The 12,830-nt window shown below is 67.0% G+C and carries 12 protein-coding genes; 6 read left to right on the forward strand and 6 right to left on the reverse strand.

The window, feature by feature from the left end:
• The first annotated feature begins 39 nt into the window (after nt 1–39).
• The 5 genes from lpxD to lpxB are packed head-to-tail and all read left to right on the forward strand — an operon-like array spanning nt 40 to nt 4,339.
• Entirely contained in the window at nt 40–1,062 is a 1,023-nt protein-coding gene (gene lpxD, locus Q8K84_RS11395) for a UDP-3-O-(3-hydroxymyristoyl)glucosamine N-acyltransferase (RefSeq protein WP_305282733.1), read from the forward strand.
• Nucleotides 1,059–1,532, forward strand: a complete 474-nt coding sequence (gene fabZ / locus Q8K84_RS11400; RefSeq protein WP_305282734.1) for a 3-hydroxyacyl-ACP dehydratase FabZ — start codon at nt 1,059–1,061, stop codon at nt 1,530–1,532. Before lpxD ends, fabZ begins: the two co-directional genes overlap by 4 nt.
• Nucleotides 1,529–2,326, forward strand: coding sequence for an acyl-ACP--UDP-N-acetylglucosamine O-acyltransferase (gene lpxA / locus Q8K84_RS11405; protein WP_305282735.1), 798 nt, complete (start codon nt 1,529–1,531; stop codon nt 2,324–2,326). The genes fabZ and lpxA overlap by 4 nt, the downstream gene beginning before the upstream one ends.
• A gap of 4 nt (nt 2,327–2,330) precedes the next feature.
• A complete protein-coding gene (locus Q8K84_RS11410; RefSeq protein ID WP_305282736.1) occupies nt 2,331–3,170 on the forward strand; it encodes an LpxI family protein in 840 nt (279 codons plus the stop codon).
• Entirely contained in the window at nt 3,167–4,339 is a 1,173-nt protein-coding gene (gene lpxB, locus Q8K84_RS11415) for a lipid-A-disaccharide synthase (RefSeq protein WP_305282737.1), read from the forward strand. The genes Q8K84_RS11410 and lpxB overlap by 4 nt, the downstream gene beginning before the upstream one ends.
• On the opposite strand, the gene gltA is transcribed toward lpxB, so the two are convergent.
• Complete coding sequence (gltA, locus tag Q8K84_RS11420; RefSeq protein ID WP_305282738.1) at nt 4,336–5,619, reverse strand: citrate synthase; 1,284 nt, start codon at nt 5,617–5,619, stop codon at nt 4,336–4,338. The genes lpxB and gltA overlap by 4 nt on opposite strands.
• A gap of 58 nt (nt 5,620–5,677) precedes the next feature.
• Nucleotides 5,678–7,084 carry a glutamate--tRNA ligase gene (gene gltX / locus Q8K84_RS11425; RefSeq protein WP_305282739.1) on the reverse strand — a complete coding sequence of 469 codons (1,407 nt, stop codon included), beginning with the start codon at nt 7,082–7,084 and terminating at the stop codon, nt 5,678–5,680.
• A 67-nt stretch (nt 7,085–7,151) separates the two neighbouring features.
• Here gltX and Q8K84_RS11430 point away from each other — a divergent pair, with 67 nt between their 5' ends.
• Nucleotides 7,152–9,287, forward strand: a complete 2,136-nt coding sequence (locus Q8K84_RS11430) for a ComEC/Rec2 family competence protein (RefSeq protein WP_305282740.1) — start codon at nt 7,152–7,154, stop codon at nt 9,285–9,287.
• Here Q8K84_RS11430 and lexA read toward each other — a convergent pair.
• The 4 genes from lexA to trpD all read right to left on the reverse strand — a co-directional run bounded on the left by lexA (nt 9,268) and on the right by trpD (nt 12,830).
• Nucleotides 9,268–9,960: a transcriptional repressor LexA gene (gene lexA / locus Q8K84_RS11435; RefSeq protein ID WP_305282741.1), complete on the reverse strand. Its 693-nt coding sequence runs from the start codon at nt 9,958–9,960 to the stop codon at nt 9,268–9,270. The two genes, Q8K84_RS11430 and lexA, sit on opposite strands and share 20 nt — an antisense overlap.
• Before the next feature lie 112 nt (nt 9,961–10,072).
• Nucleotides 10,073–11,035, reverse strand: a complete 963-nt coding sequence (locus Q8K84_RS11440) for a hypothetical protein (RefSeq protein WP_305282742.1) — start codon at nt 11,033–11,035, stop codon at nt 10,073–10,075.
• A complete protein-coding gene (trpC, locus tag Q8K84_RS11445) occupies nt 11,032–11,820 on the reverse strand; it encodes an indole-3-glycerol phosphate synthase TrpC (protein WP_305282743.1) in 789 nt (262 codons plus the stop codon). The genes Q8K84_RS11440 and trpC overlap by 4 nt, the downstream gene beginning before the upstream one ends.
• Nucleotides 11,820–12,830, reverse strand: coding sequence for an anthranilate phosphoribosyltransferase (gene trpD / locus Q8K84_RS11450; protein ID WP_305282744.1), 1,011 nt, complete (start codon nt 12,828–12,830; stop codon nt 11,820–11,822). The genes trpC and trpD overlap by 1 nt, the downstream gene beginning before the upstream one ends.

The raw sequence follows: 12,830 nt of genomic DNA on the forward strand, positions 1-12,830 counted from the left end.
CGACTCGCCCACGGGGCGCGGGTTGCGCCTGGAATCCAAATGCCTGACCCGCGCTTCTTCGAGGACCTCGGTCCCATTGGCCTCTCCCGCCTCGCCGAACTGACGGGCGCCCAGCTTGCGCCCGGCGCAGGGCATGTGGGCGACGTGACGGGGGTGGCGGTATTGAACCGGGCGACGCCTGGGACCGTCACCTTTCTGTCTGATCCCCGCCGCGCCGACGAACTTGCGTCGACCAAGGCCGCCGCCTGTTTCGTCCATCCCAAGCAGGCCGCAGCTGCGCCCGTCGGATGTGCAGCCCTTCTGACTCCGTCACCCCAGGCCGCCTACGCGCTGGCCGCGGGGGCCCTCCACCGGCCCCGCCGCAACACCGCTGATCGGATGGTCTCCCCCAGCGCCAGGCTCGAAGATGGCGTCCGGGTGGAACCCGGGGCGGTGATCGGTGACGGGGCCCAGATTGGCGCTCGCTCGGTGATCGGCGCCGGCGCCGTCATCGGTCCAGGCGTAACCATCGGCCGGGACTGCGAAATTGGCCCACGCGCGACCGTCACCTTCGCCGTGATCGGCGACCGGGTGCGGATTTTCGCGGGCGCGATGATCGGAGAGGCCGGGTTTGGCGCCACCGTCGGCGCGGGCGGTCTGATCGATATTCCACAGCTGGGCCGGGTCATCGTACAGGACGGGGTCACCATCGGCGCAGGCGTCTGCGTTGACCGCGGGGCCTTTGACGACACGGTGATCGGCGAGAACACCAAGATCGACAACATGGTCCAGATCGCTCACAACGTGCGGATCGGGCGCAACTGCGCCATCGCCGCCCAGACAGGGATCTCGGGCAGCGTCGTGGTCGGGGACGGGGTGCAGTTTGGCGGTCGCGCAGGCGTGGCTGACCACCTGATCATCGGAGAGGGCGCGCGGGTCGCAGCGGCTGCGGGCGTCATGCGGGATATTCCCCCGGGCGAGACCTGGGGCGGCTTTCCGGCCCGACCTTTGAAGAAATGGATGCGCGAGGTTGCGTGGCTGTCGAGGATGGCTGAGCGTCGCGGAAATGGAGCAGGCGCATGAGCCGCAAAGCGCCGGTCAACGAAAACCCGGACGAGATCGACATCTCGGAGATTCTGCGGCGGATACCCCACCGCTATCCCTTCCTGCTTGTCGACCGCGCAGAAGACTACAAGGCCAGCGAGTCGATCGTCGGCATCAAGTGCGTGACGTTCAACGAGCCATTTTTTGCCGGGCATTTCCCCGAGTATCCGGTGATGCCAGGCGTGCTGATCGTCGAGGCTCTGGCTCAAACGGGCGCGGTGCTGATGTCCAAGTCACTGGATGTCGATGTGGCCGGCAAGACGATCCTTTTCATCTCCCTCGACAACTGCCGTTTCCGCCAGCCGGTGCGGCCGGGAGACGTTCTGAGAATGCCGGTCGAGGTCGTCCGCCATCGTGGTGACCTGTTCAAATTCAAGGGACGGGCCATGGTTGGCGACAAGGTCGCCGCCGAGGCCGAGTTCGCCGCCATGGTGGTGGCCACACAATGAGCGCCGACATCCATCCCACCGCCATCATCGCGCCGGGCGCCCAGCTGGCCGAAGACGTGAAGATCGGGCCGTACTCGATTGTTGGCGAACATGTACGGATCGGGCCGCGGACCGAACTTCTGTCCCATGTGGTGGTCGAGGGGCACACGACCATCGGTGCAGACTGCAGCGTGCGCAATTTCAGTAATCTGGGCGGACCGCCGCACCATACGGGCTACAAAGGCGAGCCGACCGAGTTGATCATCGGAGACCGCAACCGCCTGTGGGAGCATGTCACCATGCACATCGGAACCCCCGATGGCGGCGGCGTCACCCGGGTGGGCAACGATGGCATGTACATGGCCACCAGCCATGTAGGCCACGACTGCACCGTGGGGGACAATGTCGTCCTGGCGCACTCGGCCACACTGGGCGGACATGTCGATGTCGGCGACTTCGTGATGGTCAGTGGACTGGCGGCGGTTCACCAGCACTGTCGGGTGGGGCGCTATTCCTTCATCGGCGGCCTGGCGGCGGTGACAAAGGACGTCATTCCCTACGGCCTGGTCTGGGGCAACCATGCCCATCTCGAAGGCCTGAACCTGGTAGGCCTCAAGCGCCGCAACTTCTCCCGCGAGATGATCGCGGAGTTGCGGTCGGCCTACAGGCTGATGTTTGCCGAGGAAGGCACCTTCCAGGAGCGGATCGAGGACGCCACGGCCACATTCGGTCACAGCGCGCCGGTCATGGAGATCATCGACTTCATTCGCGCCGAGGCCAACCGGCCGCTCTGCCTGCCGGAGCGGGAGGTCTAGGATAGTGTCCAGGCTCGGCCTGATCGCGGGTGGCGGCGGACTTCCGGTGGAGATCGCCACGGCCTGCCAGCAGGCGGGCCGGCCGCTGTTCGTCGTGCGACTCAAGGGATTCGCCGGCCCTCAACTGGCCGGGTTTGCAGGCGCCGATATCGGCATCGCCGAGCTCGGGAAGTGTATCCGGGCTTTGAAGGCGGCCGGCTGCGACGCCATCTGCTTTGCAGGCCAGGTGAACCGGCCAGACTTTGCCGCCCTACGCCCTGATGTACGTGGCTTGAAGGCTCTGCCTGGGTTGATCGCCGCGGCGCGTCACGGGGATGACGGCCTGCTGCGGGCGCTGCTGCAGGAGTTCGAGAAGGAGGGGTTCCGGATCGAGGGCGCCGACGAGGCCATGGGCGATCTTCGCCTGCCCCTGGGGGTGCTGGGACGGATCAGCCCGGAAATTCGCCATCAGGCCGACATCGACCGGGCCCTTCATGTGGCGCGCGAGATGGGACGAATGGATATCGGCCAGGGGGCCGTGGTCTGCGAGGGACTGATCCTGGCCGTGGAGGCTCAGGAGGGCACTGACGCCATGCTTCGCCGCGTGGCCGATTTGCCGGGCGCCATTCGTGGCGCGCCGGACGCCCTGCGCGGCGTTCTGGCCAAGGCGCCCAAGCCGATTCAGGAAACCCGCGTCGACCTGCCCACCATCGGTCTGGCCACCATCCAGCGTGCGGCGCGGGCTGGCCTGGCCGGGGTGGTGGGGGAGGCGGGGCGGCTCCTTGTGCTTGATCGCGCGGAGCTAATCACCATGGCCGACGACCTGGGCCTGTTCGTGCTGGGCGTCGAACCCAAGGCGTCATGACCCGGCCCGTCTGCATCATGCTGGTCGCCGCCGAAGCTTCGGGAGATGATCGCGGCGCCGGCCTGATGGCGGCCCTGAAGCGCCACCTTGGGGCCGATGGCGTCAGGTTTGTCGGCCTGGGCGGCGCCGGTATGAACGCTGAAGGGCTCACCAGCCCCTTCGACATGTCCGAACTCTCGATCCTGGGCCTTCTGGAAGGCCTGCTGGCCTATCGCCGTGTGGTGCGTCGGGCCGACGAGATGGCCGCCCTGGCCCGGCGCGAACAGCCCGACATGGCGATCTTGATCGACTCGTGGGGCTTCACCCTCAGGGTGGCTCAGCGACTGAAGGCTCAGTCGCCCGATCTGCCGGTGGTGAAGTATGTCGCGCCTCAGGTCTGGGCCTCGCGACCCGGTCGCGCCGCGGTCCTGGCGAAGGCGGTGGACCACCTGCTGTCCATCCACACCTTCGATGCGCCGTTCTTCGAGAAGGTCGGTCTTCCGACCACTTTTGTGGGCAACAGCACGCTCAGCCTTGATTTTGGCGCCGCTGATCCAGCCACGCTGCGCCGCAGGCTAGGCATCAGTCCCGATGCGCCGGTCGTGATCGTGCTGCCGGGAAGCCGCCGCAGCGAGATTGAGCGGGTCATGCCGGCCTTCGAGGACGCGGTGGCTCTGCTCAAGGCCGCCCGGCCAGAGCTTCAGATCATCATACCGGCCGCATCCACAGTCGCCGACATGGTCAAGACCCGGGTGGCGGGCTGGCCCTACAGGGCTCATGTGTTGGAAGGCGAGGCCGATCGGTACTCGGCGATGAAGGCCGCGACCGTCGCCCTGGCCTGTTCAGGCACGGTGACCACGGAACTCGCTCTGGCGGGCGTGCCCATGGTGGTGGGCTACCGTCTCGGCCCGGTGACCTACGCCATCCTCAAGCCGCTGATCCGCACCGAATATGTGACGTTGTTCAACATCGCCGCGCAACGCTTCGTGGCGCCCGAACTCATCCAGTCCGACTGCACGGGGTCGGCCCTCGCGCGGGAAGTCGCCCGCCGGCTGGATGATGCTGATCTGCGGCGCTCGCAGATCGCCGCACAGGATGAAGCCTTGGTCCAAATGGGACGCGGCGGCCCCGATCCCTCGGAGGCCGCCGCGCAGGTCGTTCTGAAAATCCTGGGCCGGGGCGCCGCTTAACCGCGCTTGTCGACCGAGGAGTAGTCCCGCTGGGCCGCGCCGGTATAGATCTGGCGCGGACGCCCGATCTTCTGTGACGGATCCTCGACCATTTCCTTCCACTGGGCGATCCAGCCGACGGTCCGCGCAAGGGCGAACAGCACCGTGAACATCTCCGGCGGGAAGCCAAGGGCCCGCAGGGTGATGCCCGAATAGAAGTCCACGTTCGGATAGAGCTTGCGCTCGACGAAGTAGGGGTCGCTGAGCGCGATCCTCTCGAGCTCCATGGCCACCTTCAGGAGCGGGTCGTCGGTATTGCCCACCTCGGCCAGCACTTCGTGGCAGGTGGCCTGCATGACCTTGGCGCGGGGATCGTAGTTCTTGTAGACCCGATGGCCAAAGCCCATGAGCCGGTAGCGACGATCCTTCACCCCTTGAACGTATTCGGGGATGTTCTCCACCGACCCGATCTCGGCCAGCATATTGAGCGCCTCTTCGTTGGCGCCCCCATGGCTGGGGCCCCACAGGCAGGCGATGCCGGCGGCGATGCAGGCGAAGGGATTGGCTCCTGACGAACCGGCCAGACGAACGGTGGATGTCGAGGCGTTCTGCTCGTGGTCAGCGTGCAGGATGAAGATGCGGTCCATGGCCCGGGTCAGGACCGGATTGGGCTTCCAGTCCTCGGCCGGGACCGAGAAGCACATCCGCAGGAAGTTTTCGGCATAGGACTCGTCGTTGCGCGGATGCACGAACGGCTGGCCCTTGGAGTATTTGAAGGCCCGCGCGGCGATCGTCGGCATCTTGGCGATCATGCGGTGAGCCGAGATCATCCGCTGCTGCGGATCATCGATGTTGGTGCTGTCGTGATAGAAGGCCGACAGAGCGCCGACCGCGCCGACCATGATGGCCATCGGGTGGGCGTCGCGGCGGAAACCGGCGAAGAAGCGGTCGAACTGCTCATGCAACATCGTGTGATAGGTGATGTTGTGATCGAACTCGGCGAACTGGCTCGCCGTGGGCAATTCCCCGTGCAGCAGCAGGTAGCAGACTTCGAGGAAGCTCGACTTCTCTGCCAGCTGGTCGATCGGGTAACCCCGGTGCAGCAGGATGCCGGCGTCACCGTCGATATAGGTGATCTTGCTCTCGCAGCTCGCTGTCGACGTAAACCCCGGATCGTAGGTGAAGACATCGGCCTCGGCGTAGAGTTTGCGCACGTCCACCACATCCGGACCCGTCGTACCCTTCAAGATGGGTAGTTCGACGGTTTTGGCGCCGATGCTGATCTTCGCCGTATCGCCCATGCCATCCCCTTTCAATGAGTAGGAATTAAAACGTCTGTTCGCTTGGCCTTATAGCGGTTTACGCAGCGGGCGAAAGCGCGTCGTGGAGCCGCCCCAGGCTTTCATCCTGTCCGAGGGCGGTAAGGGCGCCGGCCAGGTCTGGGGCCGAGGCCGCGCCGGCCAGACAGATCCGCAGGGCCGGGCCGAACTTGCCGATGCCCACGCCTTCAGACTCGGCGAAAGCGCGGATCTCCAGCTCGAGAGCCGAGACGTCCCAGGCCTCTGTCGCAGCCAGCCGCTCGCTCAGGCGCGAGAGCCTTGCGCGGGTCTCCTCGCTCAGCAAGGTGGCCGCCTTCTCGGGAAGCTCGAGGGGCCGTCGCCCCAGGATGAACACCGTGGAGTCGGCCAGATCCAGCAAGGTCTTGGCCCCGTCCCGCACCAGGGGAATGGTCCGCTCGAGCACGGGACGCGCCTCTGACGACACCTCGAGGCCTCGGCTGGAATGGATCGCGGAGACGAGATCGGTCAGTCGCTCGATCTGCGCCTGACGGATATAGTGGTTGTTGATGTGGTTGAGCTTGGCCCAGTCGAGGCGGGCCGGGGCGCTGACCACGTCGACGATGTCAAACCAGGCGACGGCGTCGTCGTCACTGAAGATCTCGTCGTCGCCATGGCCCCAACCCAGCCGCGCCAGATAGTTGCGCATGGCCTCGGGGAGATAGCCCATCGAATCGAACTCGCTCACCGCCTGGGCGCCGTGGCGCTTGGAGAGCTTGGCGCCGTCCGGCCCGTGGATCAGCGGCAGGTGCGCCCAGACCGGAACCTCCCACCCCAGGGCCTTGTAGATCAGGGTCTGTCGGGCGGCGTTGTTCAGATGGTCATCGCCTCGGATGACGTGGGTCACACCCATGTCATGGTCATCCACGACCACGGCCAGATTATAGGTCGGCGATCCGTCGGTGCGCAGCAGGATCAGGTCGTCCAGATCCTTGTTCTGGAACCGCACATCGCCCTTCACCTTGTCGGCCACCAGGGTGTCGCCCGACAGCGGGCTCTTGAGCCGTACGACGAAGGGGCGGTCAGGGGCGTCGTTGGGGGCGATGTCGCGCCAGGGCGAGCGGACGACCCGGCCTTCGGCCCGGGCGGTCTCTCGCTCGGCCTCGAGCTCCTCGGCGGTCATGTAGTCGCGATAGGCGCCGCCGCGGGCCAGGAGCTCATCGGCGGCTTCGCGATGACGATTCGCGCGGGCGGCCTGGAACACCGGCGGCGCGTCTGGTTCGAGGCCTAGCCACCGCATCCCCTCGAAGATCACTTCGACGGCGGCCTCAGTAGAGCGCTCGCGATCAGTGTCTTCCACGCGCAACAGGAACGTGCCGCCGGTGTGGCGGGCGTAAAGCCAGTTGAAAAGCGCTGTCCGGGCCGTGCCTATATGCATCGAGCCAGTGGGCGAGGGGGCGATCCGGGTGACGACGGGGCGTTCGGGCATAGAGGTCGGGGGTCTTGAGGGGTCGCAAACCGGCGGGATCGCCGGGCGATGGGGCCGGCGTCTTAGCATGCGCCTGTCGCGGCCTCCTAGTGCGCGGGACCTGCTGATCGGCCTGGGTCGTCAGATGGTCAACCAGGCGGACCGCTGGAGCCTGTGGACGCCGGTGGCCTTTGGCCTCGGCTGTGCGGGTTATTTCGCCCTGGATCGGGAGCCGCTAGGGCTGGTGGCCGTCGGATGCGCCTGTCTGGCCGTCGCCCTGCTGGTCTGCGCCCGGCGTCTGCCAATCAGCCGCGAAGCAGCCCTGGCGCTCATCCTGGCGGCCTTCGCCCTGGGAGGGTTTGCGACCGCCAAGTTCAGAACAGAGGCGGTCGCAGGTCCCATCGCCCCGGCGATTGACGGCCCCAGCCACGTGGAAGGTTGGGTGGTGGACCTGGCGAGTCCCGGACAGGGCGGCGGCAGCCGCATCATTATCGCGCCCACCCGCATCGACGGCCTCTCGCCGGCCGAGACCCCCACCCGGGTCCGCCTGACCTTGCGTGACACCATCCCGCCCGTTCCCGGCACGGCGGTTCGCACACTGGCGCTGATCAACCCGCCCCCGCCGCCGGCCAGCCCGGGAAGCTACGACTTCGCCAGAGACGCCTTCTACGAGAGCATCGGCGGCGTAGGCTTCGCCCTGACGCCTCCCGCGCTTATCGATCTTCCGCCGCCCCCGGCCCGGCTGGCCCTGGATATGAAGATCAACGCCGCCCGATGGAGCCTGGCGCGTCAGATCGTGAAGAGTATGGGCCCAGAGACCGGGGGCCTGGCCGCGGCCATGGTCATGGGCAACCAGGCGTTCATTCCCCCCGAGCAGATCGAGCATATGAGGGCTTCGGGCCTCGCCCACCTGATCGCGATTTCGGGCCTCCACATGGCCATTGTCGGGGGTTTTGTCTTCGCCGCCGTCCGGGCCGGCGTCGCCGCCTGGCCCTGGCTCGCCCTTCGGGTGTCGAGCAAGAAGGTCGCCGCCCTGATGGGCCTGGGCGCGGTGGGTTGTTACCTCGTCGTCTCTGGAGCCCCCGCGCCGGCCGAGCGCGCGGCGATCACCGCCTCGGTGGCCTTTGCCGCGGTCATATTTGATCGCAGAGCCATCAGCCTGCACGGCCTGGCCCTGGCCGCCCTCATCGTCTTGCTGATCCACCCCGAGGCGGTGACCGAGCCTGGCTTTCAGATGTCGTTCTCAGCCACAGCAGCCCTGGTCGCCCTGGCTGAAGTCTGGCCCAGGGCGATCCGGGAAATCAGCGCGCCCTGGCCCATCCGCGCGGCCCAGACGGCGATGACCTGGCTGGCCGCCAGCCTGGCGGCGAGTTTCGTCGCCGGCATGGCCACGGGCCCCTTCGCCCTGCAGCACTTCAATCGCATGGCCACCTATGGCTTAGCGGCCAACCTCGCGGCCTCACCAATTTCGTCCTTTCTGATGATGCCCAGCCTGGCCCTCGGCGCGGCCCTCACGCCGCTGGGTCTGGGAGACGTGCCGCTGATGGTGTCCGGATGGGGGATTGAAGCCATCACCCGCGTGGCCCAGGCGGCGGCCGAGGCCCCGGGGGCGAACCTGCTGGTGGCGAGCGCCCCGGCCTGGGCGCTTCCCAGCGCCTTCCTGGGCATCCTCTGGCTGTGCCTGTGGCGTGGCCCCGTGCGCTGGATCGGTCTTCCGTTTGCGCTGGCCGTGAGCCTGGCGCCCCGACCGGAGCCGCCGAACCTATGGATCGCCGCTGACGGGGCGCAGGTGGCCTTGCGAGTTGGGGATGAGGCCATTCTCATGCGACCCGATGTGAAGCGGTTCGGCGCCGAACGGTGGGCCCAGCGGCATGGACTGGCGCCCACTTCGGATGGGGCCCGGGAGCCGTACTTCGCCTGTGATCGCTGGACCTGCCGTCCCGCACCAGGCGCGCCCGTGGCGGTCGCAACCTACTGGAGTCGAAAGATCCCGGAGGCCGATGTGCTGGATGAGCTTTGCAAGTCGGCCGATCTGGTGGTGATCCGGCCGGCGATGCCCGCCAGCGCCTGTCCCGGAAAGATCGTGTTGAGCGGCGCTGACTTCGCGCGTGGGGGCTCGGTAGAGCTAGGGCTGGGCCGCGACGGTGTCTGGCGCGCCCAGTGGGCCCAGGATCTGCGCGGCCGCAGACCCTGGAGCTGGGGCGTCAGTGATAGCGGCGAATGAGGCCCACCAGTCGGCCTTGGACCGCCACCTGATCTGGGCCGAAGATGCGGGTTTCATAGGCCGGATTGGCGGCCTCCAGCGCGATTGAGGCGCCCTTGCGCCTCAGGCGCTTGAGGGTGGCTTCCTCGCCCATGACCAGGGCCACGACGATCTCTCCGGAATTGGCCGAGTCGGCGCGCCGGATCACCACATAATCCCCGTCCAGAATGCCGGCGTTGATCATCGAATCACCCTGGACCTCCAGGACAAAGTGCTCGCCGGCGCCGAGCATCGACTCCGGCACATGCAGCCGATCGCGCTCCTGCTGGATGGCTTCGATGGGGGTGCCCGCGGCGATCTTGCCGAGAACCGACAGCTCCCGGGTGTCGTTGGCCGCGGTGGCCGGCGCTGGGTCGCCAGGGCCGACCAGCTGCGGCTTGAAGGCCTGACGCCCCTTGGGCGGCGCGGACGTGGTGGCGTCCTGAGGAAGCTTCACGACTTCAAGCGCCCGGGCCCGGTGCGGGAGACGGCGAAGAAAGCCGCGTTCCTCCAGAGCCGTGATCAGCCGGTGGATCCCGGACTTGGACGCCAGGTCCAGCGCCTCCTTCATCTCATCGAAGGACGGCGAGACGCCGGTCTCTTTGATCCGCTCATGAATGAACATGAGCAATTCGTGCTGCTTACGGGTCAGCATTGGACTTCCCAACCTTGAGAACAAAGCGCAAACGTTAGCGATGTTCTCTAGGCGTTCTATCTTAATGTCAAGTTACCGGCCGGTGGCGCCCCGGAGTGGGCGTCTGCTCGCATCAGGGGGCTGCGAAATTCAGCGGCACCGTGGTCGGGTAGGTGGCCAGAAAGCGTTCTGCGACAAAGTGCAGGACGATATCGGGCTGCTCTCGACGGATGATCTCAGCCAGGACGTCGCCGTCATGCCAGACATAGACTGACCGGGAGAAGTGCTCGGCCAGGAACGGAATTGATTCGGTGGCGGTGGAGTCCCGAAAGACCACGGCCCGGGGCAGGCTCGGATCGGGCGTCTCGTAGATCAGCATCTCGCGACCGTGGAAGCCGGTCTGATCTTCAGGAGTGAGAGCCAGACGTTTCGCCCGGACCAGCGCTTCGTCCAAATTGTACTTCAGGGTGATCTCGAGCATGGCGCGCCAGCGGGCATAGTCAGCGTCGATGTCGAAGCCCGGCTTCTGGTTCTCGTCGAGCTGGACGAACAGATCGCCTTCGAAGCCGGCCCGGGCCGGCAGGAGTTCGCTGGAAGTGATCGCCGGGCGGGTCGTCAGACCGGCGGCGTCCAGGGTCTCGATCACAAACCGGTAGAGCAGGTAGCCGCCGAGCCAGTTCACATGGGTGTCGCCGCGGAAATACAGGAAGCCCAGCCGCTTCATCCGCTCGAACCACGGCTGCAGATAGTGGATCTGGGCCGGAAAGCGCTTGGCGAGCCAGGTGGCGGGACGGCTCGGGTCTGAGTTCAGATCCACCAGACCCTTGGGCAGGTATTCCTGATAGGCGACGCTCTTTTCCGGCGTGATGAACATCAGGTAGGGCGTGGGCGCCAGCGCCTCAAGCCGGGCCTTAATGACCCCCTCGACCTGAGTCCGCTCACGCCGTGTCCAGCGCGTCACGCCAAACTGCCAAGGCAGGAAGTCATTGGTGTCGTTGACCAGGAAGACCCAGCCCCCAGGCGCGGCCAGGGCCTTACCTGGCTGACGCGCCTTGGCGGCCGCGACGCGGCGAGCGGCCCTGCGCGGCCAGATCAAGACATCAGGCCGCGGACAGCCGCCGTGACGTCGGCCTGACGCATCAGGCTTTCCCCCACCAGCATGGCCCGGGCGCCGGCCGCCTCCAGCCGACGGACATCGGCGGGGCCAGCTATGCCGCTCTCGGTGACCAAGAGGGCGCCTTGCGGCGCCAGGGCCGCCAGTCGTTCTGTTGTGGCCAGGTCTGTCTCAAAGGTGCGCAGGTTGCGGTTGTTCACCCCCACCAGGGTCGCGCCCATCCGACCGGCGCGGTGCATTTCGTTCTCGTCATGCACCTCGACCAGGGCGTCCATGCCCAGCCGGGCGGCTTCGGACTGCAGCTCTCCAGCCAGCACATCATCGACCATGGCCAGGATGATCAGGATGGCGTCGGCCCCCAGGGCCCGTGACTCGGCCACCTGCCAGGGGTCCACAAGGAACTCCTTGCGCAAGGCCGGCAGACCGACGGCGTCTCGGCCTGCGGTGAGGTAGGAGTCCGCGCCCTGGAAGCTGGGGGTGTCGGTGAGAATGGAAAGGCAGGCGGCGCCGCCCGCCTCATAGGCTCTGGCCAGGTTCGGGGGATCAAAGTCGGCCCGGATCAAGCCCTTTGAGGGGGAAGCCTTCTTGATCTCGGCGATGAGCGCCAAACGTCCCGGGGCATGAGCGCGAACCAAGGCCGCGCGAAACCCGCGGGGGGGCGAAGGGGCGGCGGCGGCGGCCTCGACCTGCGCCTGTGAACGCTCGCGCTTGCGGCTCGCCACCTCGTCGCGCTTGTAAGCGGCGATCTTGTCCAGCACGTCGCTCATCAGGCGGTGATCTCGCAAAGCTTGTTCAAGGCGTGGAGTGCGCGACCGTCGTCCAGCACCTGGGCGGCCAGTTCAACGCCCTCACGCAGGGTTTCGACCCGCTCGCCCACCAGGAAGGCGGCCGCGGCGTTCAGGGCGACGATGTCGCGATAGGGGCCCGTCTCGCCCTCCAGCAGGCGACGCAGGGCCGCGGCGTTGACCTCGGGCGCGCCGCCGGTGAGATCTGACAGGGCCGCCCGGGGCAGGCCGACGGCCTCTGGCGTGACCGTGAACAGGCGCACCTGACCGTCTTTCCACTCAGCCACCTGGGTCTCACCTGTGGTGGTCATCTCGTCCATGCCGCCACCATGGACGACCCAGGCGCGTTCGGCCCCCAGACCGCCCAGGACACGAGCCAACGGCTCAACCCAGCGTTCGGAAAACACCCCAAGCACCTGCCGTTGGGCGCCGGCGGGATTGGCCAGAGGCCCCAGCAGGTTGAACAGGGTGCGAAAGCCAAGCTCGGCGCGGATCGGCGAGACATGCTTCATCGCCCCGTGGTGGGCCTGGGCGAAGAGAAAACAGATGCCAGCCTCATCAAGCCCGCGACGCTGTTGCTCACGGCCAGCGGTGATGTTCACGCCCAGCGCAGAGAGCACGTCGGCGGCTCCTGAGCGGGAGGACAGGGCGCGATTGCCGTGCTTGGCCACCTTCAGCCCGCCGCCCGCGGCCACGAACGCGACGGCGGTGGAGATGTTCAAAGTGTGCAGCCCATCGCCGCCCGTGCCGCAGACATCGATCACCTGATAGGGATGATCGAGCACGATGGCGGCCTCGCGCATGGCCCGGGCGCTGGCGGTGATCTCGCCGACGGTCTCGCCGCGCATGCGCATGGCGGTGAGCGCGGCGGCCACCTGGGCTGGGGTCGGCTCGCCGCGCAGACAGGCGGCGAAGAAGACCTGGGCGTCTTCCTCAGACAGCGTCGCCCCGTCGGCGAGGCGGGCAAGGAGGGGCTTGAAGGCCTCGGACAT

Origin of the sequence: Phenylobacterium sp., from assembly GCF_030679875.1 — a bacterium.
GTDB lineage: Bacteria > Pseudomonadota > Alphaproteobacteria > Caulobacterales > Caulobacteraceae > Phenylobacterium.